At 72.2% G+C, this 25356-nt stretch carries 27 protein-coding genes; 12 read left to right on the plus strand and 15 right to left on the minus strand.

Annotation, left to right across the window (positions count from 1 at the left end):
- Nucleotides 1-32 precede the first annotated feature (32 nt).
- Nucleotides 33-1316, plus strand: a complete 1284-nt coding sequence (gene serS, locus AC3CF1_RS11765) for a serine--tRNA ligase (RefSeq protein ID WP_141910682.1) — start codon at nt 33-35, stop codon at nt 1314-1316.
- A gap of 26 nt (nt 1317-1342) precedes the next feature.
- On the opposite strand, the gene AC3CF1_RS11770 is transcribed toward serS, so the two are convergent.
- Genes AC3CF1_RS11770 through AC3CF1_RS11785 form a run of 4 tightly spaced genes read right to left on the minus strand, consistent with a single transcriptional unit; the run spans nt 1343 to nt 6017 of the window.
- A complete protein-coding gene (locus AC3CF1_RS11770; RefSeq protein WP_488450461.1) occupies nt 1343-2230 on the minus strand; it encodes a cytochrome c biogenesis CcdA family protein in 888 nt (295 codons plus the stop codon).
- Nucleotides 2227-2889: a TlpA family protein disulfide reductase gene (locus AC3CF1_RS11775; RefSeq protein ID WP_488450462.1), complete on the minus strand. Its 663-nt coding sequence runs from the start codon at nt 2887-2889 to the stop codon at nt 2227-2229. Before AC3CF1_RS11775 ends, AC3CF1_RS11770 begins: the two co-directional genes overlap by 4 nt.
- 24 nt (nt 2890-2913) lie before the next feature.
- Nucleotides 2914-4377 (minus strand): NADH-ubiquinone oxidoreductase-F iron-sulfur binding region domain-containing protein, encoded by a 1464-nt coding sequence (locus AC3CF1_RS11780; protein ID WP_355161643.1) that lies wholly within the window; start codon nt 4375-4377, stop codon nt 2914-2916.
- On the minus strand, nt 4377-6017 hold the full coding sequence (locus AC3CF1_RS11785; protein WP_488450463.1) for a ferric reductase-like transmembrane domain-containing protein: 1641 nt from the start codon (nt 6015-6017) through the stop codon (nt 4377-4379). Before AC3CF1_RS11785 ends, AC3CF1_RS11780 begins: the two co-directional genes overlap by 1 nt.
- A 282-nt stretch (nt 6018-6299) precedes the next feature.
- Between AC3CF1_RS11785 and AC3CF1_RS11790 the strand changes: the two genes are divergently transcribed.
- Together AC3CF1_RS11790 and AC3CF1_RS11795 are read left to right on the plus strand one after the other, a co-directional pair.
- Nucleotides 6300-7745, plus strand: coding sequence for an alpha-amylase (locus AC3CF1_RS11790; RefSeq protein ID WP_488450464.1), 1446 nt, complete (start codon nt 6300-6302; stop codon nt 7743-7745).
- Nucleotides 7746-7831: 86 nt separating this feature from the next.
- A complete protein-coding gene (locus AC3CF1_RS11795; protein ID WP_488450465.1) occupies nt 7832-8740 on the plus strand; it encodes a L,D-transpeptidase in 909 nt (302 codons plus the stop codon).
- Nucleotides 8741-8764: 24 nt separating this feature from the next.
- On the opposite strand, the gene AC3CF1_RS11800 is transcribed toward AC3CF1_RS11795, so the two are convergent.
- Genes AC3CF1_RS11800 through AC3CF1_RS11815 form a run of 4 tightly spaced genes read right to left on the minus strand, consistent with a single transcriptional unit; the run spans nt 8765 to nt 12253 of the window.
- Nucleotides 8765-9397, minus strand: coding sequence for a response regulator transcription factor (locus AC3CF1_RS11800; RefSeq protein ID WP_185755392.1), 633 nt, complete (start codon nt 9395-9397; stop codon nt 8765-8767).
- Nucleotides 9394-10524, minus strand: coding sequence for a sensor histidine kinase (locus AC3CF1_RS11805; protein ID WP_488450466.1), 1131 nt, complete (start codon nt 10522-10524; stop codon nt 9394-9396). The genes AC3CF1_RS11800 and AC3CF1_RS11805 overlap by 4 nt, the downstream gene beginning before the upstream one ends.
- 26 nt (nt 10525-10550) lie before the next feature.
- Nucleotides 10551-11351, minus strand: a complete 801-nt coding sequence (locus AC3CF1_RS11810; RefSeq protein WP_488450467.1) for an ABC transporter permease — start codon at nt 11349-11351, stop codon at nt 10551-10553.
- Nucleotides 11348-12253 carry an ABC transporter ATP-binding protein gene (locus tag AC3CF1_RS11815; RefSeq protein WP_088949598.1) on the minus strand — a complete coding sequence of 302 codons (906 nt, stop codon included), beginning with the start codon at nt 12251-12253 and terminating at the stop codon, nt 11348-11350. The genes AC3CF1_RS11810 and AC3CF1_RS11815 overlap by 4 nt, the downstream gene beginning before the upstream one ends.
- Before the next feature lie 158 nt (nt 12254-12411).
- Between AC3CF1_RS11815 and AC3CF1_RS11820 the strand changes: the two genes are divergently transcribed.
- Both AC3CF1_RS11820 and AC3CF1_RS11825 read left to right on the plus strand, forming a co-directional pair.
- Nucleotides 12412-13266, plus strand: a complete 855-nt coding sequence (locus tag AC3CF1_RS11820) for an alpha/beta hydrolase (RefSeq protein WP_488450468.1) — start codon at nt 12412-12414, stop codon at nt 13264-13266.
- Nucleotides 13267-13415: 149 nt separating this feature from the next.
- Nucleotides 13416-14555, plus strand: a complete 1140-nt coding sequence (locus AC3CF1_RS11825; protein WP_141910690.1) for a site-2 protease family protein — start codon at nt 13416-13418, stop codon at nt 14553-14555.
- A 97-nt stretch (nt 14556-14652) separates the two neighbouring features.
- Here the strand turns inward: AC3CF1_RS11825 and AC3CF1_RS11830 are convergent, their stop codons facing one another.
- Nucleotides 14653-15930: an FAD-binding protein gene (locus AC3CF1_RS11830; RefSeq protein WP_488450469.1), complete on the minus strand. Its 1278-nt coding sequence runs from the start codon at nt 15928-15930 to the stop codon at nt 14653-14655.
- Nucleotides 15927-16697 carry a hypothetical protein gene (locus AC3CF1_RS11835; RefSeq protein WP_488450470.1) on the minus strand — a complete coding sequence of 257 codons (771 nt, stop codon included), beginning with the start codon at nt 16695-16697 and terminating at the stop codon, nt 15927-15929. Before AC3CF1_RS11835 ends, AC3CF1_RS11830 begins: the two co-directional genes overlap by 4 nt.
- A 101-nt stretch (nt 16698-16798) precedes the next feature.
- Between AC3CF1_RS11835 and AC3CF1_RS11840 the strand changes: the two genes are divergently transcribed.
- Nucleotides 16799-17227, plus strand: coding sequence for a hypothetical protein (locus AC3CF1_RS11840; RefSeq protein ID WP_210928887.1), 429 nt, complete (start codon nt 16799-16801; stop codon nt 17225-17227).
- 86 nt (nt 17228-17313) lie between these two features.
- Here AC3CF1_RS11840 and AC3CF1_RS11845 read toward each other — a convergent pair whose 3' ends face one another.
- The gene (locus AC3CF1_RS11845) at nt 17314-18243 is read right to left on the minus strand and encodes an LLM class F420-dependent oxidoreductase (RefSeq protein WP_488450471.1); all 930 of its coding nucleotides are present in this window, start codon (nt 18241-18243) and stop codon (nt 17314-17316) included.
- Between the two features lie 98 nt (nt 18244-18341).
- On the opposite strand from AC3CF1_RS11845, the gene AC3CF1_RS11850 reads away from it, so the two are divergent.
- Together AC3CF1_RS11850 and AC3CF1_RS11855 are read left to right on the plus strand one after the other, a co-directional pair.
- The gene (locus AC3CF1_RS11850; RefSeq protein WP_088949605.1) at nt 18342-18653 is read left to right on the plus strand and encodes an ArsR/SmtB family transcription factor; all 312 of its coding nucleotides are present in this window, start codon (nt 18342-18344) and stop codon (nt 18651-18653) included.
- Nucleotides 18654-19184, plus strand: a complete 531-nt coding sequence (locus AC3CF1_RS11855) for an SRPBCC family protein (protein ID WP_488450472.1) — start codon at nt 18654-18656, stop codon at nt 19182-19184. It abuts the gene before it with no gap.
- Between the two features lie 46 nt (nt 19185-19230).
- Here AC3CF1_RS11855 and AC3CF1_RS11860 read toward each other — a convergent pair whose 3' ends face one another.
- Both AC3CF1_RS11860 and AC3CF1_RS11865 read right to left on the minus strand, forming a co-directional pair.
- Nucleotides 19231-20268: a hypothetical protein gene (locus AC3CF1_RS11860; protein WP_354983198.1), complete on the minus strand. Its 1038-nt coding sequence runs from the start codon at nt 20266-20268 to the stop codon at nt 19231-19233.
- Nucleotides 20268-20537: a hypothetical protein gene (locus AC3CF1_RS11865; protein WP_088949608.1), complete on the minus strand. Its 270-nt coding sequence runs from the start codon at nt 20535-20537 to the stop codon at nt 20268-20270. The genes AC3CF1_RS11860 and AC3CF1_RS11865 overlap by 1 nt, the downstream gene beginning before the upstream one ends.
- A gap of 479 nt (nt 20538-21016) precedes the next feature.
- Between AC3CF1_RS11865 and AC3CF1_RS11870 the strand changes: the two genes are divergently transcribed.
- From AC3CF1_RS11870 to AC3CF1_RS11880, 3 genes are all read left to right on the plus strand, one after another.
- Nucleotides 21017-21271, plus strand: a complete 255-nt coding sequence (locus AC3CF1_RS11870; protein WP_488450473.1) for a GNAT family N-acetyltransferase — start codon at nt 21017-21019, stop codon at nt 21269-21271.
- A gap of 9 nt (nt 21272-21280) precedes the next feature.
- Complete coding sequence (locus AC3CF1_RS11875) at nt 21281-21760, plus strand: hypothetical protein (RefSeq protein WP_488450474.1); 480 nt, start codon at nt 21281-21283, stop codon at nt 21758-21760.
- A 76-nt stretch (nt 21761-21836) separates the two neighbouring features.
- The gene (locus tag AC3CF1_RS11880) at nt 21837-23033 is read left to right on the plus strand and encodes an MFS transporter (RefSeq protein WP_488450475.1); all 1197 of its coding nucleotides are present in this window, start codon (nt 21837-21839) and stop codon (nt 23031-23033) included.
- An 11-nt stretch (nt 23034-23044) separates the two neighbouring features.
- Here AC3CF1_RS11880 and AC3CF1_RS11885 read toward each other — a convergent pair whose 3' ends face one another.
- Both AC3CF1_RS11885 and AC3CF1_RS11890 read right to left on the minus strand, forming a co-directional pair.
- Nucleotides 23045-23641 carry an HD domain-containing protein gene (locus AC3CF1_RS11885; protein WP_488450477.1) on the minus strand — a complete coding sequence of 199 codons (597 nt, stop codon included), beginning with the start codon at nt 23639-23641 and terminating at the stop codon, nt 23045-23047.
- Nucleotides 23642-23667: 26 nt separating this feature from the next.
- On the minus strand, nt 23668-24453 hold the full coding sequence (locus tag AC3CF1_RS11890) for a helix-turn-helix domain-containing protein (protein ID WP_488450479.1): 786 nt from the start codon (nt 24451-24453) through the stop codon (nt 23668-23670).
- Nucleotides 24454-24516: 63 nt separating this feature from the next.
- Between AC3CF1_RS11890 and AC3CF1_RS11895 the strand changes: the two genes are divergently transcribed.
- Nucleotides 24517-25350, plus strand: coding sequence for an SDR family NAD(P)-dependent oxidoreductase (locus AC3CF1_RS11895; RefSeq protein ID WP_488450481.1), 834 nt, complete (start codon nt 24517-24519; stop codon nt 25348-25350).
- Nucleotides 25351-25356 lie beyond the last annotated feature (6 nt).

Here is a 25356-nt window from a genome sequence, read left to right on the forward strand (position 1 = left end):
TGTGAACCCCGGACGGAGGCGTACAGAGCAGCATGCTCGACATGGAGTTGATCCGGAAGGATCGCGAGGCGGTGGCGACCGCGCTGGCGAAGCGTCTGGATCCCGCCGAGGTCACCAGTGCCCTGGACGAGATTCAGCGGCTCGACCAGGAACGACGCGCCCTGATCACGGAGATCGACGCCGAGCGGCAACGCCGCAAGGCGGAGGCCCGGGCATACGCGCAGGCCAAGCGCGCCGGCGAGGAGCCGCAGGCCGCCGCGCCGGAGGCCGAGCGTAAGCAGCTCGCCGAGCTGGAGTCCCAGCTGGACGAGGTGCAGGCCCGGCTGCGCGACGCGATGAGTGAGCTGCCCAACCTGCCCAGCGACGACGTCGTGGCCGGCGGCAAGGAAGCCAACCGGGTCGTGAAGACCTTCGGCGAGCCGCCGGTGATCGAGAAGGTCCGCGACCACGTCGAGCTGAGCCGCGCGCTGGGCCTGGTCGACTACGAGCGCGGGGTCAAGCTCGGTGGGTCCGGTTTCTGGATCTACACCGGCGTCGGTGCCCGGCTGGAGTGGGCGCTGCTCAACTACTTCGTCGACCAGCACATCAAGGCCGGCTACGAGTTCCTGCTGCCGCCGCACCTCCTGCTGGACTCGGCCGGCTTCGCCGCCGGGCAGTTCCCCAAGTTCTACGACGACGTCTACCACCTGGACTCGGCGTCCGCCCCGCGCGGGCAGTTCCTGCTGCCCACGTCGGAGACGGCGATCCTCGGTGCGTACCAGGACGAGATCCTGGAGACCCCGAAGCTGCCACTGAAGGCCTTCGCGTACACCCCGTGCTACCGGCGGGAGTCGGCCGGCTCGCACTCCGACGAGCGCGGCACGGTGCGCGGGCACCAGTTCAACAAGGTGGAGATCTTCCAGTTCACGCTGCCGGAGCAGGCCGACGCGGCTCTGGAGGAGATGCTCGCGCACGCCGAGAGCCTGGTCGAGGGGCTGGGTCTGCACTACCAGCGCACGCTGCTCTCGGCCGGTGACGCCAGCGCCTCGATGAAGAAGACCCTCGACATCGAGGTGTGGATGCCGAGCACCGGCAAGTACAAGGAGGTGTCGTCGGTTTCCTGGGCCGGCGACTACCAGGCCCGTCGGGCGGCCATCCGCTACCGGGAGCCGGGTGGCAAGCAGACGCGCTTCGTGCACACCCTCAACGGGTCGGCGCTGGCCACCAGCCGGCTCTTCCCGGCCATCCTGGAGCAGAACCAGCAGGCCGACGGCTCGGTGCTGATCCCGAAGGTCCTCCAGGACCGCCTGGGCACCGACCGTCTGACCCCGCGCTAACCCCCACCCGGTGGTTGATCATGAAGTTATTGCCACTCGCCCCGGCGTGTCGCGGCAATAACTTCATGATCAACGGGGTCTGGCGGGCGGTCGAGGCGCTTGATGAAGAGTGCGGTCAGGATCAGCCCGGCCAGCCCGGCCAGCAGCAGCGCCGGGCCGACGGCGTCGAGAGCGTCGGCCAGGGCGTGCTGCACCTCCGACGCCACCCGGATCACCGGGTCCCGCAGGGCGTCGCGGCGGCCGGCGGCCAGCCGTAGCTCGTACCAGCCGTACCAGGCGACGTAACCACCGGCGAGCAGCAGCATCAGGCCACTGAGCCGGGGCACGAGCGCGCCGGCGACGCGCAGCCGCGCCACCAGGCCGTCGCGCACCAGCGCCACGCCGAGCGCGGCGACCGCGACCACCAGACCCATCCCGAGGGCGTACGCGCCGAAGAGCGCCACCCCCTGGCCGGTCGAGCCGGCCTGGAGGCTGGTCACCACGATGGCCAGGAACGGCGCGATGGCGCAGCCGAGCGACGCGAGCGCGTACGCCGCACCGAACAGGACCATCGACGGCCAGGAACGGGTCAGCCGGGGCGCTCGGGCCGACCAGCCCGGGGAGGGCAGTCGCCGTCCGGCGAGCAGCCAGCAGCCCGCCACCATCAGCAGCACGCCGAGCGTCACGGTCAGCCAGGGCAGCCGGGGTCGCAGCCAGCCGGCCAGCGGCGCGAGCGCCAGCCCGAACGCGCCGAAGACCAGCACGTACCCCACTGTCAGCCCGGCCGCCGCGGTGAGCGCGCGGCCGACCGCGCCGCGGGTGTCCGACGCACCGGCGACCAACAGCGAGAGGTACGCGGGCAGCAACGCGAAGCCGCACGGGTTGACCGCGCCGAGCATGCCGGCGGTCAGCGCGAGCAGCAGTGCGGCGGTCACGCCCCGGCCAGGGCGGCGACGCGGGCGGTGAGCGCCTCACCGTCGAGGAAGCCCTGGTGGACCACTGTGCCGTTCCGGTCGATGATCACGAAGATGCTCTGTTCGGTCACCTTGAACCGCTTCCAGAGCGCGCCCTTGCGGTCCTCGATCTGCGGCGTCCCGGTGAGGTCGAACTCGGTGACGAACTCCTTCATGGCGCGTTGCTCGCCCAGCCCGGCGACGCCGATGATCGGCACGGTGTCCCGGTATCGGGGCGCGACCTCGGCGACCGTCCAGGCCTGGCTGGCGCAGGTGGCGCACCACGGCGCCCAGAACCACAGGACCACCGGCTTGCCGGCGAGCTGCGCGGCGTCGAACGCGGCGCCGGTGAGGGTGGTGCCGGTGAAGCGCAGGATGTCCGGGACCTGCGCCGGGGCTGCGGGTGGCGCGCCGGCCGGCGTACCGGTCGGTGTGGTCGCCGTACCGGTCGAGGCCGGGGCCGATCCGGCGACGGCGGGCCCACCCGGCGCGGTGCCGGTGCAGGCAGCAGCGCCGGACAGGGCCACGACGAGCGTGCCGGCGGTGGCGGCGCGGCGTAGATGCCCGGCCGCCGTCCATGCCATGCCACTGGGCATCCGCTTCTCCGTTCCGGTCAGGAAGGGACCCTTCCCGACGCTCATCAGGCGTTGACTGGGTGCCCTTCCCTACTCGGCCTTGGCGAGGCGCAGAGCCAGCTCCGGGCACACCTTGACGGCCTTCAGCGCGCCCTCGCGCAGCCAGGTCGGCACGGGGGTGGGCGGGAAGGCGGGGTATCCGTTCGCGTCGAGCCGGATGAAGTCCGGTACGACGTGCGCGCAGAGGCCGTGCCCGTCGCAGCGCGACCAGTCCAGGGTGAGCTTCTGCGGGTTCTCGTCGGGTGCGCCCGGCAGCCCCATCACGCCCTTGACCCGCCGCCCACAGCCGTCGCCGGTGCTGTGCAGCCGCAGGTCCTCGGCGAAGACCTCGATCGCGGAGAGCGCGAACCGGGCGGTGCCGTCCGGGTGGCTGCACGCGCCCCGGCCCTTCACCTCGCCGGCGGCGGCTCGCACCACTTCCGCCGGTTGGCTGCCGGCCACGGCCAGGTCCACGGCGCGGGCCAGGTCCGGCAGGCCCATCTTGCACGGCCCGCACTGGCCGGCGGACTCCCCGGCCAGGTAGCGCACCACCTGGGCGGCCTCACCGAGCGGGCAGGTGTCGACGCCGAGCGGGATGATGATGCCCGCGCCGAGGGTGCCGCCTACCGCGGCCAGGCCCTTGCGGGAGACCTCGGCGGTCTCCGCCGCCTCCGGGGTGATCCACTTGCCGTGGTAGCCGCCCATCAGGATGCCCTGAATTTCCGGCACCTCGCACAGGTCGAGGACGTCGCGCAGCGGCATGCCGGCGGTGCACTCGATCACTGCCGGCCGGCCCGCCGCGCCGGTCACGGTGAGCAGCACGGTGCCCGGCTCGTCGTCGGTGCCGAGGGCCGCGTACTCGTACGGGCCGAGTCGGGCGCCGACGGCGAGCTGGGCGTACGTCTCGGCGTTGGAGAGCAGGGTGGGCAGGCCGCTGACCCCGGAGTCGCTGGAGCGCTTCTTGGTGCCGGGCGGGATGTGCGGCAGCCCGTTGATCCCGTTGACCAGTGCGCCGCCCTCACCGGAGATGAACCGGTGCGGCACTGTGACGATCGTCGTCTGCACCGGCATCCGGCGCTCTTCGAGCGCATCCATCAGCGAGTCCCGGCCGACCCCGTCGTCCGCCACGCCGATCACGATCTCGTCGGCGTCCAGCGCGTACGCGGCCAGCGCCGCCCCGTCCAGGATCAGGTGCGGCGCGCGGGTCAGCAGCACCTTGTCCTTCCAGCTGGCCGGCTCCCCCTCGGTGGCGTTGACCACCACCACGGCGGCGAGGTCCTGCCGCTCGCAGGACTCCAGCACCGCGCGCAGTTTGCGGGCGAACGGGAAACCCGCTCCGCCCTTGCCCTTGAGCTGCATGCCCTCGGCAAGCCGGAGCAGCTGCGCCGGCTCCATCGGGCCGATCGGTCCGTGCACCTCCTCGTGCGCGAGCAGGTCGAGTCGGCCGTACTCGGCGAAGCCGGCGGTGAGCCGGGGTTCGCCCACACAGGCGACCGGTGGTACGGCGGTCCGCATCACTTCGCCTCACCCCGCAGCCCGGCCCAGTAAGCCCCGTCCACCGCGTCGGCGCTGGCCTTGCGGCGCTTGGCGGACCGGCCCTCGCCGGCCGTCCGGCGCGCGCGCCGGGAGGCCAGGTCGACCAGGGTCGGGGTGTCGTCGACCGGCGGCGGCACCTCGTCCGGTACGTACCGGGCCGGCGGGCGCCAGTAGTCCGGCTCGTCCGCCAGGTCCTCGTCGGCGCTGTGCCAGCCGCTGTCACTGCGCGGCGTCGCGGAGATCGGGCTGCTGGAGATGGGGCCGGCCGAGATCGGCTCGACGGAGATCGGGCCGGCCGAGATCGGCTCGGCGGCCTGCCACCGGCGCGGGCTGTCCCACGGCTCCTCGGGCTCGACCGTCGGCGGGGCCGAGTACCGGCTGCCGTCGTCCTCGCTGCGGGACCGGCGGCTGGACCGTTCGACGACCGGGTCCTCGGCGCGTCGCCGGCCGGTCGGAACGTCCTCGTCCCGGGTACGCGAGCCGCGACGCCGGGCCACCGGCGCCAGCTCTTCCTCGTCGCGCCGGCGGGTGTCGGTCTCCTCGACGCCGCGGCGGGTCGACCGGCGGGTCGTGGGCTCCACCTCGTCGCGCCGGCCGCGGGAGCGTTCGGTGTCGCGGCGGGCCGCCGGCTCCTCCTCCCGTCGACGTCGGCTCGGCCGGGTCGGCTCGACGAGGGAACCGGGCTCGGGCACCACGGGGACGGTGAACCGTTCGGGGTCGCGTCGCGCGGCCGGCGCGGCCCAGGTGGCGGTGGTGGTCTCCGCCCAGGCGGGACGCTTGTCGGCGGCCTTGCTGCGCCGACCCAACCCGGCCAGCAGCGATCGGGCGGTCTTCGCCTCCTCGGCCCGGCCTACCATCACCGCGTTGCGCACCGCGGCCTGGTGCTGTTCGCGGCTGCGCCGACCGATGGTGACCGAGAACCGGACCAGCAGGGCAAGCACCACCAGCAAAATGCAGCCGAGGTAGCTGAACATCACCCAGGGCGCTGCGGCGCGACCGGCGTTGAGGCCGTGAAAGACAGCGAACGGCCAGGCCAGGTACGCGGTGGAGTGCAGCGTGCGCCACAGCCACTTCGGACCGACGCCCGCGAAGCGGGCCCGGATGATCCCGGTCCAGATCACGCTGACCATGAGCAGGGCGGCCACCGTGCCGAGCCCGACGTAGAGCCCTCTGCCGCCGACGAACGGCACCACCGCGTCGGTCGCCGCCGCCCGGCCGGTGGCGATCTTGGTGAGGACGTGGAAGCCGAGGCCGGCCACGCCCAGCACACCGGTGGCCCGGTGCGCCGACTGCATCAGCACCCGGTGCGAGATGCGCAGCACCAACCGGTCGGTGGCGAGCAGACCGAGCATCACGGTGAGGCTCAACGCCACCAGGGAGATCACCCCGGCGAAGAACTCGGTGAAGAAGAAGCCGTACGCGTACGCCTTCTGGCCGGCGCCGGTCAGCATGACCGCAGCCCAGAGCGCGGCGAGCACCGACGCGATCAGCATGGCTGTCGCCGACCGCGACCGGGTCCGCACCCCCCGACTGCTGGCGCTGGTCCGGACGGTCGCCGCCTTCGTGTCCTGCTGTGCCCGGGCCATCTGCTCCTCGATCGTCTCGCGGCGGCGTACCACCGGCCGACCCCTGCTCCCCCATCCAGTACGGACGGTGGGGGCGCGCGGATCACCCGCTGCCAAAAATTTCTGGGGCGGGATCGAACCAACTGCCGCCAACGTGCGTTGCGCACGCTCACACGCGCGGGTCATTGCAGTGACGACCGTCCATGCATTGACAGTGGCTGCAACAGGCTTGTAATCTTTCGGAAATTTTCAGCATGGGTTGCAAGATTCCGACAACCCAGCGTTTCCCGCCGCGCCACCACCCCCACCCCGCCCTGCGTTCGTCAGGAGTCCTCGATGCACCGACGTCGACGCGGCTCGGCGATCCTCGCCCTCGGCCTGGTCGCCAGCCTGCTTCTCCCCGCCACCGCGCCGGCATCACCGGCCGTCGCCGCCCCGTCCGGCTCCAAGAAGGTCATCGTCCAGCTCTTCGAGTGGAACTGGCCCTCGGTGGCCAGCGAGTGCCAGAGCACGCTCGGCCCGAAGGGCTACGGCTACGTGCAGGTCTCGCCCCCACAGGAACACGTACGGGGCAACCAGTGGTGGCTGGCGTACCAGCCGGTCAGCTACCGGATCGAGTCCCGCAAGGGCACCCGGGCCCAGTTCCAGTCGATGGTGAACACCTGCCACGCGGCCGGGGTCAAGGTGCTCGTCGACGCGGTGATCAACCACATGTCCGGTCAGGACAACGGCGGCACCGGCTGGGCCGGCTCGTCCTTCTCGCACTACGACTACCCGGGCATCTACCAGACCCAGGACTTCCACCACTGCGGTCGCAACGGCGGCGACGACATCGCCAACTACAACGACCGGTACGAGGTGCAGAACTGCGAGCTGGTCAACCTCTCGGACCTCAAGACCGAGTCGGACTACGTGCGCACGAAGATCGCCTCGTACCTCAACGACCTGCTCTCCCTCGGTGTGGACGGTTTCCGACTGGACGCCAGCAAGCACATGCCGGCCGCCGACATCGCCGCGATCAGGGGCAAGCTCTCCCGCTCGGCGTACATCGTGCAGGAGGTCATCTACGGTGCCGGCGAGCCGGTCCAGCCGACCGAGTACACCGGCAACGGTGACGTGCACGAGTTCCGCTACGGCAAGGACCTGGCCCGGGTGTTCCGCTCGGAGCGGTTGGCGTACCTGCGCAACTTCGGTGAGGGCTGGGGGCACCTGCCCACCGGAAAGGCCTCGGTGTTCGTCGACAACCACGACACCCAGCGCGACTCGGGTGGGGTGCTGACCTACAAGGATCGGGGCATCTACTCCCTGGCGAACGCGTTCATGCTGGCCTGGCCGTACGGCTCGCCGACCGTGATGTCCAGCTACACCTTCAGCAACCGGGACGCCGGCCCACCCTCGGACGGCGCCAACAAGACGCTCAACGCCACCTGCTACTCGGGCTGGGAGTGTGAGCACCGCTGGTCGGTGATCGCCAACATGGTGGGCTTCCGCAACGCCACCGAGGGCGCCAGCGTGGCCAACTGGTACGACAACGGCAACAACCACATCGCGTTCAGCCGCAGCGGCAAGGGCTTCATCACCGTCAACGACGAGGGCTCCGCGGTGAACGGCCGCTCCTACTACACCGGGCTGCCCGCCGGTCGGTACTGCGACGTCATCCACGGCACGTACGCGGGCGGCACGTGCAGCGGACCGGTGATCACGGTGGACGGTAGCGGCTGGTTCGCGGCCAACGTGCCGGCACACGACGCCGTGGCGATCCACATCGGCGCACGGGTCTGACGCACCGCCGGGAAGAGCCCCCTGTTATCGCATTTTGTCTGGCAAGGGGCTCTTCCCGGCGAACCTGCGTCCTATACAGTCATTTGGTGGAGTTTGCCGGAAAGTCCCCGTACCGCCGCCGTGGCGTCTGGGTGGCCGCCGCCATCGCCGTGCCCGTGCTGCTGGTGAGCGCGCTGCTGATCGGCCAGGCCCTCACCCCGAGCCCGACGGCCCCCGAGAAGGTCGTCGCGGCGGCCGACCCGACGCCGAGCAGTGTCGAGCAGAACGCCGAGGAGCCGATCCCCCCGGCCGCGCCCGCCCCGGCCGGGCTGCCGGTGGTCGACTACGACCCAGCCCCCAAGGGGTTCCCCGCCGACCCGGCCACCATGGACACCACACCGCTGACCGAGGGCGCGCACCCGACCACGCGGATCGCCGCGTACGACGCGCCCGGCGGTCGTCCGCGAGCGTTCCTCGAACCGACGATCCGCGGCGTCGAGCTGACCATGCCGATCGCCGAGCACCACGCCGGCTGGACGGCAGTGCTGCTGCCCTCGGCCAACCGGCGGCTCGCCTGGCTGCCGCCCGGTGGGTTCGACACCGTGCCGCTGCGCGACCAGATCGTGGTGGAACGCAAGGTCCACCGTCTCACCTGGTACCGGGCCGGCAAGGCGGTGCGCTCCTGGGAGGTCAGCCTCGGCCAGTCGGGGCAGGAAACCCCCCTCGGGCGCACCTTCGTCCTGGGTCGCACCCCACCGCCGGAGTCGGTCTACGGCGGGGTGGACATCTACGCCCTCGGTTCGGTGCCCGACGACCCGGAGTCTGTGCCGGCCGGGCTGCGCGGCGCGCACATCGGGGTGCACACCTGGCACAACGACGACGAGCTGGGCGAGAACACCACCAACGGCTGCATCCGGCTGACCCGCTCCGGCCAGCGGGAACTGCTCGCCGAGGTCCGCCCCGGCAGCAGCGTGCTGGTGGTCGACCGGTTGCCCACCCCGCCGCCGACCGCCTGAGCGGAGCACGCCGGGACCCGGGTGTCACTCGCCGAGCAGCCAGCCGTTCTGCTCGGCGACCCGGATCGCGTCGGCGCGGTTGCGGGCACCGGTCTTGCCGATCGCCGCCGAGAGGTGGTTGCGCACCGTCCCCTCGGACAGGTGCAGTGCCCGGGCCAGGTCGGCGACCGTTCCACCGCCACGGGCCGTACGCAGCACCTCGGTTTCCCGCTCGGTCAGCGGACTCACACCGGTGGCCAGGGTTTCCGCGGCCAACGTCGGGTCGACGACCCGCAGGCCGGCGTGCACCCGGCGGACCGCGTCGGCGAGTTGCCGGGCCGGGGTGTCCTTGACCACGAAGCCGCTCGCGCCGGCCTCCATCGCCCGGCGCAGATAGCCGGGCCGGCCGAAGGTGGTCACCACCAGCACCCGGCAGGTCGGCAGCGCGGCCCGCAACGCGGTCGTGGCGGCGATCCCGTCCAGGCCGGGCATCTCCACGTCCAGCAGGGCCACGTCGGGGTCGGTCCGCCGGGCCTCGGGCACCACCTCGTCGCCCCGGCCGACCTCGGCCACCACTGTCAGGTCCTCCTCCAGCGAGAGCAGCGCGGCCAGCGCACCCCGGACCAACGCCTGATCGTCGGCGAGCAGCAGCCGGATCCGCGCGGACCCGCCGCTCACCGGGCCTCCGCCGGCGAGTGCACCCGCAGCAGGAAACCGCTGCCCTCCGGCCGGCGACCGACGGTCACCACGGCGTCCAGCCGTCGCGCCCGCTCCCGCAGACCGACGAGCCCGTGGCCGGTGGTGTCGGGAGTGGACGGACCACGGCCGTCGTCACTCACCTCGACCCGGTCCGGGTGGACCCGGACCGTGCAGCACCTCGCCCCGCTGTGCCGGACCACGTTGGTCACCCCTTCCCGTACCGCCCAGCCGAACAACCGGTCCCACTCCTCCGGCAGGTCCGGCACCTCGGCCGGCAGATCCGCCGCGATGCCCGCCGAGGCCAGCGCGGAGCGGGCGCCAGCCAGCTCCGCGGCGAGAGTGACCTCGCGGTACGCCCCAACCGTCTGCCGTACGTCGGCCAGCGCCGCCCGGGCCAACGCTTCCACCTCGGCGATCTCGACGGCGGCCCGGTCCCGGTCGACGTCGATCAGACGCCCGGCCAGCTCGGCCTTGATCGCCACCACGGTCAGCGAGTGCCCGAGGATGTCGTGCAGGTCGCGGGCGGCGCGGGCCCGTTCCTCGGCGACCGCGAGCCGACCGATCTCCTGCTGGGCGGCCTGGAGCTGACTGTTGCGCTGGGCCAACTGGGACACCCCGAACATGGCGAACGAGGCGAGCAGCACCGCGAAGACGATGCCGCTCTCGGCCTGCCATCCGGGCACCAGCCAGGAGGCCGGCGCGGGGGTCACGGCGCAGACCACCACCACCGCCAAAGCCTCCCAGGGCGGCAGCAGGAACACCGCCGCGGCCGCCACGTAGACCAGGGTGGCCAGCCAGTCCCCGCCGGTGCCCGGGATGCTGGCCAGGCCCACCAGGAGCAGCAGTGCCAGCCCGGCCCGTGCCCGGCCCGCCGGGATCGGCGCCAGCAACTGGCGCAGTCGGCGGGCCCACTGGAACAGCAGCACGTAACCGATACCGAAGGCGATCAGTGCCGTCACGCCGAGCACCCGCCGCCACAGCTCCGGCTGGTGCAGCGCGGTGGCGAGCGGCACGTTGAGGAAGAACAGCCAGACGGCGGCCAGCAACCAGCCGGTGACCCGCCAGTGGCGGTTCGCCGGCCGGGGCTGTCCCGTCGAGAGGTCCATCGGGTTCACGCTAGCCGTCGATGCGCTCAGACCCGCGCGGTGTCCCGGCGGAACAGCCGCGCCGCACCGACGCCGAAGACCAGCGCCCAGCCGACGAGGTTGACCACCGCCGCCGCGCTCACCCCGTCGCCGGTCAGCGGGGCGCGGGCCAGGACGCCCATCCCGTACACCGGGGTGAACTTCGCGACCTGCTGGAGCACCTCCGGCAGCACCTCGACCGGGACGAACAGGCCGCCGAACATGGCCAGCACGGCCAGGATCGGGCCGATGAACTGCATGACGTTCTCGGCCGGCACCAGATAGCCGATGAACAGACCGAACGCCGCGAAGACCAGCGAACCGAGCCAGGCGGCGAGCCCGGACAGCAGCCAGACGTCCGCCGGGATGCGGACGCCGGCCGCCGCGCCCACCAGGAACTCGACGACCACCGCGAGCAGGCCGAGGGTCATCGCGGTGACCAGCTTGGTGGCCACGTACGCGCTCGGGCGCAGTGGGGTGAGCCGCAACTGACGGCTCCAGCCCAGCGCCCGCTCGGTGGCGACCGCGCCACCGGCGCTGGTGGTCGCCACCATGGCCGCGTACACGGCCAGGCTGATCATGACGTACGCCGTCACCGGGCGGCCGTTGTCCAGGTTCTGCCCGCCCTGCGGCAAGCCGAAGATGAGGAAGAAGACGCCGGGCATGATCAGCGTGAAGGCGAGGGTGCGGCGGTTGCGCAGCACCCGGCGCAGTTCGATGCGCAGCACCCCGGGGGCGAACCCGCCCAGGGCGGGCAACCGACGGTCCGGCTCGACGGTACGGGTGGGGGTGGCCGGCAGGGTTGTCATCTCAAGGCTCCGGTCTGCGCGGTGGTCAGGGCGAGGAAGGCGTCTTCGAGGTTGCGGGAGGTGATCTCCACGTCCCGGGCGGCGGTCCGGGTGAGCAGGTGCCGGGCGATGGCGTCCGAGTCGCTGGTGCGCACCAGCACGCTGTCGCCGCGTACCTCCACGGCGTCCACCCCGGGCAGCGCGGCGAGGGCGGCCTGGTCGGCGCCGGGCAGGGTGGCCCGCACGGTACGACCCGCGGCCAGGTTCTTGATTGCCGCGGTGGTGCCGTCGGCCACGATGCGCCCCTGCCGGACCAGCACGATCCGGTCGGCGTACGCGTCCGCCTCGTCCAGGTAGTGGGTGGCGAAGATGACGGTCCGTCCGGCCCGCGCGTCGCGGCGCAGCGCCTGCCAGAAGTCCCGGCGGCCCTCGACGTCCATGCCGGTGGTGGGCTCGTCGAGCACCATCAGGTCCGGGTCGGGCAGCAGGGCCAGCGCGAAGCGCAGTCGCTGCTGCTGGCCGCCGGAGCAGCGCCCGACCACCCGACCGGCGATGTCGGCGATGCCGGCCCGCTCCAGCACCTCGGCTGCCGGGCGGGTGTGCCGGTAGAAGTGCGCGGACATCTCGACCGTTTCGCCGACGGTGAGGTCCTTGAGCAGCCCGCCGGTCTGGAGTACGGCGGCGACCCGGCCCCGGGCCACCGCGTCGTCCGGGGTGCCGCCGAGGATGCGGACGGTGCCCGCGTCCGGGCGGGCCAGCCCGAGCAGCATGTCGATGGTGGTGGTCTTGCCCGCGCCGTTCGGGCCGAGGAAGGCCACCACCTCGCCGGGCTGGACCCGCAGGCTCAATCCGTCGACAGCGGTGACCGCGCCGAAGGTCTTGGTGAGGCCGTCCAACTCGACGGCCGGATGCGTACTTGTCATGGCACAGATACTCCGGCGGCGCGGACCTCGACTCCCGGAGCGGCCGTCACGTCCCGGCCGTGACATTTGTCAGGGGCACGCGGCTCGACCGGCCGAGGAATTCACGGCAGGGCAACGGGTATCCGCGGGGCCGGACACCGCGACACCGGGGGGACGCGATGGGTGCCACGCCGCAGGGCCGGACCGACACGGTCGTGCTGATTCACGGACTCTGGATGACTCCGCGCAGCTGGGAGGGGTGGGCCCAGCGGTACACCGCGCGCGGCATGCACGTCATCGCCCCCGCCTGGCCCGGGATGGACCGGTCCGTGGAGCAGCTGCGAGACGATCCCGGCCCGATCGCCGAGCAGAGCATCGCCACGGTCGTCGCGCACTACGACAAGATCATCCGGGCGCTGCCCCGACCGCCGATCATCATGGGGCACTCGTTCGGCGGTCTGTTCGCCCAGGTCCTCGCCGACCGGGGTCTCGGCGCGGCGGTGGTGGGGGTGCATCCCGCCGCGGTGAAGGGGGTGCTCAAGGTGCCGCTGAGTCAGCTGCGCTCCGGCTTCCCGATCCTGCGCAGCCCCGCCAACCGCACCAAGGCCGTCCCGTTCACCCCGGACGACTTCGCCTACACGTTCGGCAACACGATGAGCCGGGAGGACTCCGACCGGGCCTGGCAGCGCTACGCCGTCCCCGGTGCCGGGCGGATCTTCTTCGAGGGCGCCTTCGCCAACGTCGACCCGCGCTCACCCGCCCGCGTCGACAACGGGCGCAACGACCGCGCGCCGCTGCTGCTGATGGCCGGAGGCTCCGACCACGTGGTGCCGGCCTCGGTGGTCCGCGCCAACGCAGGGCTCTACCAGAAGTCCCGGGCGCTCACCGCGTACGAGGAGTTTCCCGGCCGCTCGCACTTCACTGTGGGGCAGGACGGCTGGGAGGAGATCGCCGACTACGCGCTGGACTGGGCGCTGCGCGCCGCGGCGCTCCCCCGCGAGGTGACCATCGCCAGCGAGTCCCCCCGCCGCTGAGCCGGGCGAGCGCACGATCCACTCGGCTTTCCGGAAGTCGGGGTGTCGAAGGGTCGTGGATACCCCGGTTTCCGTGAACCCGAGTCGATCACCAGCCCTTCGGGCGCCAGGGCCGGCATGGGCGGGTCTGTCCGGGGTATCTCACCGGGATGAGGGCCAGTTTCCGGCTTGGCCGGGTCGCGGGAGTGCCGGTCGGCGTCAACTGGAGCGTTCTGTTCATCTTCGCGCTGATCGCGTGGGGGTTGGCCGCCAACCAGTTCCCCCGCTCGTACCCGGACCGCTCACCGGTCGCGTACGCGATTGCCGGGCTTGCCGCCGCGGTGGTGTTCTTCGTCGGCCTGCTCGCCCACGAGGTGTCGCACGCGGTGGTGGCGAAGCGCAACGGGCTGGAGGTCGACGGCATCACGCTGTGGCTGTTCGGCGGCGTGGCCGAGTTGCGGGGCGAGCCACGCGACCCCGGCGCGGAGCTGCGGATCGCCGGCGTCGGCCCGCTGGTCAGCCTGCTGCTCGGGGCGTTCTTCGGTGTCGTCGCCGCGCTGCTCGCGCTGGCCGGTCAGGGCGGGCTGCTGCTCGGGTCGGTGGCCTGGCTGGCGGGCATCAACGTGCTGCTGGCCATCTTCAACGTGCTGCCGGCCGCGCCCCTGGACGGCGGCCGGTTGCTGCGCGCCGCGGTGTGGAAGGCAACCGGCGACCGGACCCGGGCATCCGTGGTGGCCGCCCGCGCCGGCTGGGTGCTGGGTGTGCTGCTGATCGGCCTGGGGCTGTGGCAGTTCCTGTCCGGTGTCGGTTTCGGTGGGCTGTGGCTGGCCCTGATCGGCTGGTTCCTGATCGGGGCCGCCGGGATGGAGGAGCGGCAGGCTCGCACCGGCAGCGCACTGCGCGGCATCCGGGTCGGCGACGTCATGACCTCGCAGCCGCAGACCGCCTCGGCGGAGATGACTGTCGCCGACTTCGTCGACCACTACCTGTTCGCGTACCGGCATTCGGCGCTGCCGCTGACCGAGGACGGCCGGCCCATCGGCCTGGTCACCGTCGACCGGGTGCGCGGCGTACCGCCCGAGCGGCGGGCGTCGACCACGCTGGCCGAGGTGGCCTGCCGGGCCGAGGATCTGGTCCTGGCCCAGGCCGGTGAGCAACTCAACGACCTGCTCCCCCGCCTCAGCGCGTGCGCCGACGGCCGAGCCCTGGTGGTGACCGAAGACGGCCGCCTGACGGGCATAGTCTCCCCCAGCGACATCAGCCGAGCCGTCCAGAGCAGCACCCTCCGCACCCCCGCACCCTCCCGTTGATCATGAAGTTGGCGGCGCGACAAGCCGACATCCACGTCGCTAACTTCATGATCGACGGAGTGAAGCGGGGGGTCGGGGCCGGGGGGTCCGCGGGAGTTCAGCGGGGGAAGTGGCGGTCCAGCAGCTCGGTGCGGAACGTGCCGGTCGGGTCCAGGTGACGCAGCAGGGCGGCGAAGTCGGCGTGCCTCGGATAGCGGGCGGCCAGCTCCGCCGGGTCGGTGACGAAGACCTTGCCCCAGTGCGGGCGGGGCGCGAACGGCGCCAGGCGCTCCTCCACCTGGGCCACCACCGGCAGCACGGCCGCGGTGTCGTCGACCCAGGTGAAGTGCAGTACGAAGCTGTCTCGCTGGTGGTTCGGGCTGAGCCACAGCTCGTCCGCCGCCACGGTACGCAGCTCGGACACCAGCAGCACCGGGGCGATCAGGTGCGCCACGTCGTCCAGGGCGGCGAGCGCGTCGGCTGCCGCTGTCCGTGGCACGTGGTATTCGGACTGGAGCTCGTCGCCGCTGCTCGGGGTGAAGCCGAGCTTGAAGTGCGGCAGCCGCTCGTGCCACGGGCCCGGCTCGCCGAGCTGCGGGGTGCAGTTCTCCACCGGCATCCCGAGCACCGGGTGCCGGGGCGCGTCGGCGGCGGTGGTGCCCAGCCAGTCCGCCGGGGGTGGCGGCTGGTCCGCCACCTGCTTGCGCCACACCTCGCGCAGCCGGGGGGAACGGAAGTCGGTGAAGACACTCACGCTGTACGCGGAGCCGAGCGCCTCGTCCAGCGCCTCCCGGTCGAGGTCGAGCCGCACGTACTGGCGTAGCTCGAAGGTCGGCACCACGTCCAGGGTGACCCGGGTGACCAGGCCCAGCGCGCCGAGCCCGACCACCATGCCGGCGAACGTGTCGGCGTCGCGGTCGACCCGCAGCAGGTCGCCGTCGGCGGTGACCAACTCCAGGCCGGCGACCGCGCTGGCCAGGTTGCCGTGGGTCTGGCCGGAGCCGTGGGTGGCGGTGGCCACCGCCCCGGCCACCGAGATGTGGGGCAGCGACGCGAGGTTGGCCAGCGCGTACCCCTGGGTGTGCAGGTGCCGGGCGAGGTCGCCGTAGCGCATCGCGCCACTGACCGTGACCTGCCCGCGCTCGCGGTCCAGGTCGACGACCGGGGGCAACCCGGCGAGGGAGACCAGGTCGCCGTCGGTGTCGCCGAAGCGGTTGAAGGAGTGCCCGCTGCCCACGGCCCGGATCCGGTTGCTGCCGGCGACCAGCCGGCGCAGCTCGTCGACGGAGGTGGGGCGGTGGAACGCCCGAGCGGCGTACCGCACGTTGCCGGCCCAGTTGCGGCGCGGAACGTCGACCGCGGTGGTCGACGTGGCGTGCTCTCCCTGGGCGGTCATGTGGCGGTCTCCCGCTCGGTGGACTGGTGGTCGGCCAACGCGGCGACGAGGGTGTCCAGAACCGTATCCGTCTGGAACGTGCTGTAGCCACGCTGGGCGACCGGCAGGCCGGCCGCGCACACGCGTTCGATCTCGCCCCGGGCCGCCTGCCTGGTCTGCGCTTCCCCGGAAACCAGGGCGTCCTGGCCGCGCCGGATCAGCTGGTCGACCCGGTCCATCCGGTAGCCACGCAGGCCGACCGGAAGGTCCGGGGTGGCGAAGGCGGCGCGGCGCAGCGCGGCCAGGTCGACGAAACGACCTCCGGCATAGCGGGTGAGCGCGGCCGACACCTGCTCGGGCTGCTCGCGAACCTGGTCGAGGACGAGCAACTCGATGGCCGGGCGGCCGTCGAGCGGGTGGCGGGCGGTCACCGGCTCAAGCGTCACGCCCGGCACAGGCACCAGCAGCAGTCGCGGTGGCGCCGAGTAGCCGGCGCGTCGGGGCGGGTCGTCGAGAACCAGCGCGTCGACCTCGGCCCACGGGATCTCCCGGCGCAGGCCGGGCCGCCGGATGCTGACGCCTTCGGCGTCGATCCGGAACCGGAACGGCCGCAGCGCGCTGACCAGCGCCAGGCAGCCGAGCACGACGGCTCCCACCGCGATGATCGTCCGTAGCAGGGCGCCGTCGCTGGGGTAGACCAACAAGAGCACTCCACCGAGTACGCACACCAGGGCGAGCGCACGGGCTCCCCGATTCCGGCGCAGTTCCACGCTCGGACCCCCGTTCATGACCGTGGCGTCGGTCCCAGCATTTTCCGCCAAACCCGGCACCGGGGACACCGGTCGATCGGGCACGGTTGTTCTCGTCATCGTCGGGGAACCCTACGCCCATGAGCAGCTACCGTGATCCGGCCCCGCGAGGCGACGTCTTCCCCTCCGAGGAGGAGCTGGACCCCACCGGCACCGGGGTCGAGCAGGCCAGCGCGCCAGCGGCCGGCGGTTTGCCGAGTCACCCGGCGCCGACGCCCGGCCCTCGCCCCACACCGGCGCCCGCGCCGGCCCCGACACCGGTGCCGGCACCGGGGCCGCCGCCGCGCACACCCGGTGCCGGCCCGCAGTCGATCGTGACCCGACACCTGGACGGCTCGGTGGAGGTGGTCACCGACCTCGACGGCGACGGTGTCGCCGACGTCGTCCAGATCGACGTGGACGGCGACGGGATCCCCGACATCACCTATGTGGACAGTGATGGGGACGGGCGGCTGGACACCGTGCTGGGCGACCCGGACGCGGTCACGACGGGCGCCCACCGAGCCTGAGCGGCAGCGCCATTTGACGGCCACCCGGCCGAGCGCCGGTCCCGCGGCCAGCCGGCCGAGCGCCGTCCCACGGCCACCCGGCCGACTCAGAGCTTCGCCATCACCTCGCTGGCGACGAACTCCAGGTGCTCCAGGTCGCCGAGGTCCAGCACCTGGAGGTAGATCCGCTCGCTGCCGATCTTCGCGTACCGGCCAATGGTGTCCAGGACCTCGGCGGGGGTGCCTGCCAGACCGTTGGCCCGCAGTTCGTCGGGGTCGCGCCCGATGGCGGCGGCCCGGCGGGCCACCTCGGCGTCGTCCCGCCCGCAGCACAGGACCAGGGCGTTGGACCAGACCATCCCGGCCGGGTCCCGGCCGATCTCGGCGCACGCCGCGCGGACCCTGTCGAACTGCGCCGCCGTGTCCGCCACCGAGGCGAACGGCAGGTTGAACTCGTCGGCGTAACGGGCAGCCAGCCGAGGAGTGCGCTTCGGGCCCGTCCCGCCGAGCAGGATCGGTGGGCGCGGCTGCTGCACGGGCTTGGGCAACGCGGGCGAGTCCTGGATCGGGTAGTACCGACCGGCGTGATCGAACCGCTCGCCGGTCGGCGTGGACCACAGCCCGGTGATCACCGCGAGCTGTTCCTCCAGGCGGTCGAACCGCTCGGCCAGCGGCGGGAACGGGATGCCGTACGCGGTGTGCTCCTCGGCGTACCAGCCGGTGCCGATGCCCAGCTCCACCCGGCCGCCGCTCATCTGGTCGACCTGCGCCACCGTGATCGCCAGCGGGCCGGGCAGCCGGAAGGTCGCGGCGGTCATCAACGTGCCGAGCCGGATGCGGCTGGTGTCGCGGGCCAGCCCGGCCAGCGTGGTCCACGCGTCGGTGGGGCCGGGCTCGCCGCTCGCCGCACCCATCATCAGGTAGTGGTCGGACCGGAAGAACGCGCCGTAGCCAGCGTCCTCGGCGCAGCGGGCGACGGCGAGCAACTGGTCGTAGCTGGCGCCCTGCTGGGGTTCGGTGAAGATCCGCAGTTCCATGATCCGAGCATAGGGAGCTGATCGGCGACGCCACGTCGGGACGGGGACTCCTGTCATATGCTTCGACAGTCATATGAATCACCAGGCATATTAGGCTGGTGTCCACCGATGCCTTCACCGTCCTCGCCGAGCCCACCCGGCGCCGGATCCTCGATCAGCTCCGCGACGCCGAACGCAGCGTCGGCGAGCTGGTCGACGGGCTCGGGGTCAGCCAGCCGGCCGTCTCCAAGCACCTGCGGGTGCTCCGCGACGCCGGCTTCGTCACCTGCCGGACGGCCGCCCGCCAGCGGATCTACCGCCTCGACCCCGGCCCGCTGCGGGCCGTCGACGGCTGGCTGGACCCGTACCGCCGGCTCTGGGCCCGGCACCTGGACGCCCTGGAACGGCACCTCGACAGTCAGGAGCAGTGAATGGACCGCGACGCGTTCCGCCCGAGCCCACCCGCCGAGGTGCGCGCCGAGCCCGCCGACGACGGCGCGACAGTGGTCTTCGTCCGCGACCTGCGGCATCCGCCGGCCACCGTGTGGGCGGCCCTGACCGACCCGACCCAGCTCGCGCAGTGGGCGCCGTTCCTCGCCGACCGCGACCTCGGCCACGTCGGCGCCGCCGTGCTCACGCTCGTGGACGGCGAAACCACTCAGGAGGACCCGGCGACGGTACGCCGGGCCGAGCCGCCACACCTGCTGGAATACACCTGGGGCGACGACCTGCTGCGCTGGGACCTGAGCCCGCTGGGCAGCGGCACCCGGCTCACCCTGCGGCACACCGTCGCCGACCGGGGCATGCTGCCGATGGTCGCGGCCGGCTGGCACCTCTGCCTCGACGTGGCCGACCGGCTGCTCGACGGCGACCCGGTCGGCCCGATCCGGGGCGCGGAGGCCAAGGACTTCGGTTGGCCCGAGCTGCGCGACGCGTACGCCGAACGGCTCAGTGCGGGCTGACCGGTCTGTCCCGGCGGCCCCGGCGCCCCGGAGCCGCCGGGACCGCTCAGACGTACGGCCGCTTGGCGTACGCCTCTCGCAGCGCGGCCAACCCGACCGCCTTCGGCGTCAGGGTGCCCCAACCGGAGTTGAAGTAGTTGGTCCGCGTGATCCGGGGCCCACGCTCGGCGTTGAGCTGAACGATCGCCGCCGGCACCGTCGCGATCCAGGCGGCCTGGTTCGGGATCTCCGCCGACCGGACCCCCCACTCCGCGATGATCACGGGACGGGCCAGGGCCACCGGGCCGAGATCCGCCACCGCCCAGTCCTTGGTGCGGCGGAACCGGGCCAACGCGGTGTGGCTGGCGTTGGTGGCGTACGCGTTCCACTGGAGATAGTCGAGGCGGGTCATCAGCGACTCCGGGTGCATACGCTGGAAGCAGGCCCGGTCGAAGCCGCCCAGCCCGACCGAGAAGGTCGTCGCGGCGGGCAGGGTCCGTGCCTTGAACCACGTCAGGATGTAGTTCACCGCCTGCACCGCCCGAGCGTCCGACTCGGCCCAGGTGTAGGCCTTGCCGTCCTCGGTGGTCCCGAACTCGTGGTCGGTGTCGAACTCCGAGGCGAGCTGGATGTTCACCCCGAAGCCGAGCGTCCGGTACTGCGACAGGGCGCGGGCGAACAACCCGTCGCACTGTCCGTTGATCACCTGGCCGTACCCGTACGCCCTCGGCCAGGTGGTGCCGGGACGCTGCTGGATGGTCATCGACGGTGCCGGCACCGTGTAGCTGACGCCGTCCACCGCGAAGCTCTGCGGCCCCTGGTTCGGGGCGCCGTAGTGCTTCAACTCCAGGACCATGTTCATCTGCACCCCGGCCTTACCGAGGCTGGTCAGCCAGGGGCGGTTGTAGCCGGGGAACGTGTAGCCGTCGGCGAAACTGCGGTACTGGGTCAGCGACCGGAAGTTGCCGCCGGCCATGTCGGCGGTCGGGTCGGCGCCCCCGGACAGGTAGTAGCCCCCCAGCACCGGCTGGCTCAGGTTGTAGTCGGCGGTGGCCGTCGCGGTGTTCCCGGCGGCGTCGCGGACCTGGACGGTGACTCGGGGCATCACGCCACCGCCCGGTAGACGGCCACGGAACCGTTGTCGGACACCCGGGTCCAGGTACGCCCGGAGTTGTCGCTGACGGTCAGGGTGAGTGGGTCGATGACGGCCGTGACCTTCACCGGCGCGCTGCTGTTGCCCTGCGCGTCGGTAACCACGATGGTGACGGTCAGCGGTTTGGTGTCGGCGTCTGAGTAGGTGACGGTCAGCAGCATCTGGTCACCCGGCGCGAAGACGGATGCGTTCAGGGCTGCGGTCGCGGTGGGAGCGGCCATGTCGGGCCCTTTCTGGCTCGGTCGCCAGGCCGGCGCGCGGTTTGGGCGACACCGGACGGCGGGGTCCACAGTGCGAAAGGCCGGCGGGGCACGGGGGCGGCAGGCACGGCCGGCGACAGGCGTCGCCTGGCTGCCGACGGTGCTGACGTCCTCGTCCCGATCGGCTGAGGCACCGCTGCGGGCGCCCGCAGGGGTGTCGGTGGCAGCCACGGCCTGTGGTACGCGTGATCAGCACGGCATCTGTGCCGTGACCGCCGCGGCGTCGGGGCCGGGCTGGGTGGGGACGGCACCGGTGCGGACGATGTTGTCCCCACCGGGCCGGAGGCTCTGGGTGTGGCCCGCCACCCGTCTACCTCCACCTGCCCCAAGGGTGCTCTACCAGGGCCTTTACCGTCTTGTCCGGTTTGTTACACCCCCGCCTACAGGGCATCAGCGAAACCGAGTCGATCACCGTCCTGGCGGGCCGACAACTTGTGATCATGGCGGACTGGGAGCTTCGACCGGCTTCGGCGGAGCACTTCTATCTGGCCCCGCACCTGCACGGCAGCGGCATCGGGACGGCCGTGCTGCGCGCGCTGCTGGACCGGTGCGACCGCGACGGCAGCCGCGTCCGCCTGAACGTGTTGCAGGGCAGCCCCGCCCGACGGTTGTACGAGCGACACGGCTTCACAGTGGAGACCGAGGACCCGGTGGACGTGTTCCTGGTGCGCGAGCCGAACCGCATGTCAATGTAAAGTTGACACATGACGTCGAAGCTGGCCCGGTTGGCCGAGGTTCGTGCCACCCGCGCCCGGCTCGACGAGCAGGAGTTGGACCTCATCGACCGGGCGCGCCACGACGGCGCGACGTGGGCGCAGATCGCGACGGCACTGGGTCTCGGCAGCCGGCAGGCCGCGGAGCAGCGCCGGCAGCGACTGGTGGCCGCGCGGTGGTCACGCCGCCAGCACCTCGACCTCCGGTTCGCACCACGGATCGTGGCGCTGCGAAACGCCGTTGCCGACCTCGGGCGGTGGATCGCCGCCGATCGCCGCTGGGACGCCCGGTTCGATCGGGCGGGGCTCGTCCGGAGCACGGTGGAGGTTGCCCTGGATGCCGCCCCGGGTTCGCTGTACGCGTTGGCCGAGCATCTCGCCGCCGATCTCGCCGAGGCGGGCGAGCGCGCGCCGGCACCCGTTCGCGCTGCCGCGGCGAAAATCGACGCGGCACTGTCAACGGTTGATTGACAGAGCCCCGAGAGTCTTGCCCGCATGAGACTCAATATTCAGGATGTGAGTCATCTCGGCTCAACCTGGAGGGCTCATGCGGCGCAACGCGGGACTGTTCGTGGCGATCTCCCTGCTGTCCGGCTTCGGCAGCAGCGCCATGACCTTGGTGGCCGGGATCTGGATCCTCGACCTCACCGGCTCCACCGGCCTCGCCGCCCTCGCCGGACTCTGCGTGTACGCCCCGGTCCTCGCCGGCCCGTGGCTGGGCGGTCTGCTCGACCGGGCACCCCGGCGGCCCCTGGTCATCGCCGTCAATCTCCTGTTGGCCGCCGCGCTGCTGGCGCTCCTCGCGGTGCGCGGGCCGGGACAGACCTGGCTCATCTTCGCCGTCTCGTGCGCCTACGGCGTCAGCTACGTGCTGATCGACGCGGGTGAGACGGCGCTGCTGCCGTCCGCGCTGTCACCGACGGAACTCGGCGACGTCAACGGCTGGCGCTCCAGCGCGCAGGAGGGCATGAAGCTCGTCGCTCCCCTGGCCGGGGCGGGCCTCTACGCATGGCACGGCGGTCACGCGGTCGTCGTGCTCAGCGCGGCCATGCCGGTCCTGGTCGCCACCCTGTACGCGGCGGTGCGCCTGAACAGGACTCCGCACGATGAGCCCGCACCACGGCGAAACGGCCTGCGTACCGGATTGTCGGTCCTGTTCGGACAGCGGGTGACCCGGGTGCCGGTCATGCTCGCGGCCGTGTCGATCGCCATGTCCGGCTTCACGACCGCGGCGGTCTACGCGGTCGTGATCACGGAGCTGCGCCTACCGACGACGTTCCTGGGCGTGCTGGCCAGCGCGCAGGGCGCCGGTTCCATCATCGGCGGGCTGATCGTCGGCCGGCTGCTCGCCCGACGCGGTCCCGTTGCCGTCGGCGTCGCCGGGACGGTGCTGTTCGCGCTCGGCCTTTTGGCGCGTTGCCTGCCGTGGTGGCCGGTCACGATCGCCGGGGCGCTGGTCGCCGGCGTCGGCCTGCCCTGGACCCTGGTCGCGGCGGTGACCGCCGTGCAGACACACACGCCGTCGGCGCTGCTGGGCCGGGTCTCCGCGACGGCCAACACCGCGATGTTCGGGCCACTCGTGGTGGCGATCCCCCTCGGCGCCGCGGCCGTCCACCTCGGCGCCCGCCCGCCACTCGTCGGCGCCGTCGTGATCTGTCTGACGGCCGTGGTGGTCACGCACCCCCGTCCACAGTCCCTACGGAGCGCCCGTCGGATGGCTGACCGGGATCCCGCGACCCGATGACGGGCAGGGCGTCACCGCTCGCGTACCGGATGGGTTGCCTGGAAGGCCAGCCGGCGGTCCGCGTCGGCGGCGATGTGGTCGAGGATGTCGTCGAGGTCCAGGAACACCGACCACCGCTCGCGGCCGGTGGCCTCGGCCAGCCGGTCCACGAGCAACCCTTCCAGGTCGGTGACCCGCTTTCCCTTCCACACCTTGTCGGCCACGCTGACCAGCAGGTCGTCGACGCCGATGCCGTCCTGCTGCCAGGACGCGTGGTCGCGCGCGAACCGGGCGAGCGCCTCGGAGACACCATGTCCCAGCAGCAGCTCGTAGCCGGCTGGCTCGTGGGCGGATCCGGGCCCGGACAGCTCCTCCGGGTGCCGAACCTTGCCGATGTCGTGGGTGGCGGCCCCGAAGAGCACCGCATCACGATCGAACGGAAGCTGCGGGAACCTTTCCGCCATCGCGTCGGTCAGCTGCGCGGCGACGTCGTGCACGGCCCGCAGGTGCGCGGCGAGACGCGGCGGCGCATGCAGGGTCTCCAACAGGGCGACGACCTGGTCGGGCAGGGACCGTAGCGGCGGGTCCGCGGGTGCGGTGAGAGCGCGGCGCAGGGGGTCGGCGGTCACGGCGCCAAGGGTACGACCACCGTTCCTCAGAGCAGTCTGGCCAGGGCCTGCGCGGCGGGGGTGTCAGGTGCCGCCTGGTAGGCGATGATCACCTGCCCCTCGGCACCGGCGATGGCGAGCGTCTCCCGTCGCAGCGTGAGCGGCCCGACGACGGGATGGTTGAAGCGCTTGACCTCGTCGCGTGTCGGCTGTACGTCGTGCAGAGACCAGCGGTCGCGGAAAACGCTGTCAGTCAGTAGCGAGGAGATGAGTTCGGCGGTCGCGGGATCGCGCGGGTCGGCTTCGGCGCGGAGCGCGGCGGCGCTCTGCGCGGCGATCTGCGCCCAGTCGGGAAACAGCGCACGCGCCGCGGGGTCGAGGAACATGCCGCGGACCAGGTTCTGACCGGGCGTGTAGAGCGGGGAGAGCGCCATGGCGAGCTTGTTGGCCGCCAGCACGTCGAACCGGCGGTCGCGGACGTACGCGGGTGTCTGGCTCCACGAGTCGATGAGCTGCTGCACCGCGTCGGAGACCGCCGTGTGCTCGACCCCGTGCGGCGGAGCGTCGGCGAGCGCGGTGAGATGTGCCCTCTCGTCGGGATTCAACCGCAACGCGCTCGCCAGGGCGTTCAGCACCTGCGGTGAGGGGTTGCGGTCCTTGCCCTGCTCCAGGCGGGTCAGATAGTGCTGGCTCACGCCTGCCAGGTGGGCCAGTTCGTCACGGCGCAGTCCCGGCACGCGTCGGCGCCCGAACGACGTCAGCCCCGCCTCGTCCGGCCGGACCCGCCCGCGACGTGCCCTGAGGAAGTCGCCGAGCGCGTTCTCGCCTTTCATTCCCGCCAGCCTAACCCTGTCAGGGTGCTGGCAGCCTGGCGTCCGCCGCCGCATGGTCGAGTCATGAAGACATGGTTCATCACCGGCGCATCCCGCGGCTTCGGCCGCATCTGGGCCGAAGCCGCGCTCACACGCGGAGATCGGGTCGCCGCGACCGCACGCGACCACAGGGCGCTTCAGGATCTGACCGAGGCGTACGGGGACCGGGTTCTGCCACTGACCCTCGACGTGACCGACCGCTCGGCCGTGTTCGACGCGGTGTCCCGGGCAGCGGAAACGTTCGGCCAGCTGGACGTCGTCGTCAACAACGCCGGCTACGGGCTGTTCGGCATGGTCGAGGAGGCGACCGAGGAGCAGGCCCGCGCGCAGCTGGAGACGAACTTCTTCGGCGCTCTCTGGGTGACCCAGGCCGCCCTGCCCGTGCTGCGCGCGCAGGGCAGCGGTCACATCCTCCAGGTTTCCAGCATCGGAGGGATCGGGGCCTTCCCCACCCTCGGGCTCTACAACGCGTCGAAGTGGGCACTGGAGGGGCTCAGCGAGGCGTTGTCCGCCGAGCTCGCCCCACTCGGCCCGAAGGTGACGATCGTGGAGCCCGGGCCGTTCGGCACCGACTGGTCCGGCGACTCAGCCGTGCACACGGAGCCGATCGGCGCCTATGAGCCCGTACGGCAGGCACGCCGGGCCGGGGCGGCCGCCCGCACGCCGGACGATCCCGCGCTGACCGCCGGAGTCATCCTGCAACTCGTCGACGCCGAGGAGCCGCCGCTGCGCCTGTTCCTCGGCCCGTACCCATACCTTCTCGCCGAAAAGTTGTATCGGAACCGGCTCGCCACCTGGAACGACTGGCGCTGGCTGGCGGAGCAGGCGGCACCGGGCCAGGAGGGTGACCCGGCGTGAGTGCCG

It is taken from the genome of Micromonospora sp. MGP-C2 (assembly GCF_057766525.1).

Excerpts from the sequence above, each read along its gene's own strand:
- serS (WP_141910682.1), top strand. The coding sequence starts at position 33 with ATGCTCGACATGGAGTTGATCCGGAAGGATCGCGAGGCGGTGGCGACC.
- AC3CF1_RS11775 (WP_488450462.1), bottom strand. The coding sequence starts at position 2,889 with ATGAGCGTCGGGAAGGGTCCCTTCCTGACCGGAACGGAGAAGCGGATG.
- AC3CF1_RS11780 (WP_355161643.1), bottom strand. The coding sequence starts at position 4,377 with ATGCGGACCGCCGTACCACCGGTCGCCTGTGTGGGCGAACCCCGGCTC.
- AC3CF1_RS11790 (WP_488450464.1), top strand. The coding sequence starts at position 6,300 with ATGCACCGACGTCGACGCGGCTCGGCGATCCTCGCCCTCGGCCTGGTC.
- AC3CF1_RS11805 (WP_488450466.1), bottom strand. The coding sequence starts at position 10,524 with ATGGACCTCTCGACGGGACAGCCCCGGCCGGCGAACCGCCACTGGCGG.
- AC3CF1_RS11810 (WP_488450467.1), bottom strand. The coding sequence starts at position 11,351 with ATGACAACCCTGCCGGCCACCCCCACCCGTACCGTCGAGCCGGACCGT.
- AC3CF1_RS11815 (WP_088949598.1), bottom strand. The coding sequence starts at position 12,253 with ATGACAAGTACGCATCCGGCCGTCGAGTTGGACGGCCTCACCAAGACC.
- AC3CF1_RS11820 (WP_488450468.1), top strand. The coding sequence starts at position 12,412 with ATGGGTGCCACGCCGCAGGGCCGGACCGACACGGTCGTGCTGATTCAC.
- AC3CF1_RS11825 (WP_141910690.1), top strand. The coding sequence starts at position 13,416 with ATGAGGGCCAGTTTCCGGCTTGGCCGGGTCGCGGGAGTGCCGGTCGGC.
- AC3CF1_RS11830 (WP_488450469.1), bottom strand. The coding sequence starts at position 15,930 with ATGACCGCCCAGGGAGAGCACGCCACGTCGACCACCGCGGTCGACGTT.
- AC3CF1_RS11835 (WP_488450470.1), bottom strand. The coding sequence starts at position 16,697 with ATGAACGGGGGTCCGAGCGTGGAACTGCGCCGGAATCGGGGAGCCCGT.
- AC3CF1_RS11840 (WP_210928887.1), top strand. The coding sequence starts at position 16,799 with ATGAGCAGCTACCGTGATCCGGCCCCGCGAGGCGACGTCTTCCCCTCC.
- AC3CF1_RS11845 (WP_488450471.1), bottom strand. The coding sequence starts at position 18,243 with ATGGAACTGCGGATCTTCACCGAACCCCAGCAGGGCGCCAGCTACGAC.
- AC3CF1_RS11855 (WP_488450472.1), top strand. The coding sequence starts at position 18,654 with ATGGACCGCGACGCGTTCCGCCCGAGCCCACCCGCCGAGGTGCGCGCC.
- AC3CF1_RS11860 (WP_354983198.1), bottom strand. The coding sequence starts at position 20,268 with ATGCCCCGAGTCACCGTCCAGGTCCGCGACGCCGCCGGGAACACCGCG.
- AC3CF1_RS11865 (WP_088949608.1), bottom strand. The coding sequence starts at position 20,537 with ATGGCCGCTCCCACCGCGACCGCAGCCCTGAACGCATCCGTCTTCGCG.
- AC3CF1_RS11870 (WP_488450473.1), top strand. The coding sequence starts at position 21,017 with ATGGCGGACTGGGAGCTTCGACCGGCTTCGGCGGAGCACTTCTATCTG.
- AC3CF1_RS11875 (WP_488450474.1), top strand. The coding sequence starts at position 21,281 with ATGACGTCGAAGCTGGCCCGGTTGGCCGAGGTTCGTGCCACCCGCGCC.
- AC3CF1_RS11880 (WP_488450475.1), top strand. The coding sequence starts at position 21,837 with ATGCGGCGCAACGCGGGACTGTTCGTGGCGATCTCCCTGCTGTCCGGC.
- AC3CF1_RS11890 (WP_488450479.1), bottom strand. The coding sequence starts at position 24,453 with ATGAAAGGCGAGAACGCGCTCGGCGACTTCCTCAGGGCACGTCGCGGG.
- AC3CF1_RS11895 (WP_488450481.1), top strand. The coding sequence starts at position 24,517 with ATGAAGACATGGTTCATCACCGGCGCATCCCGCGGCTTCGGCCGCATC.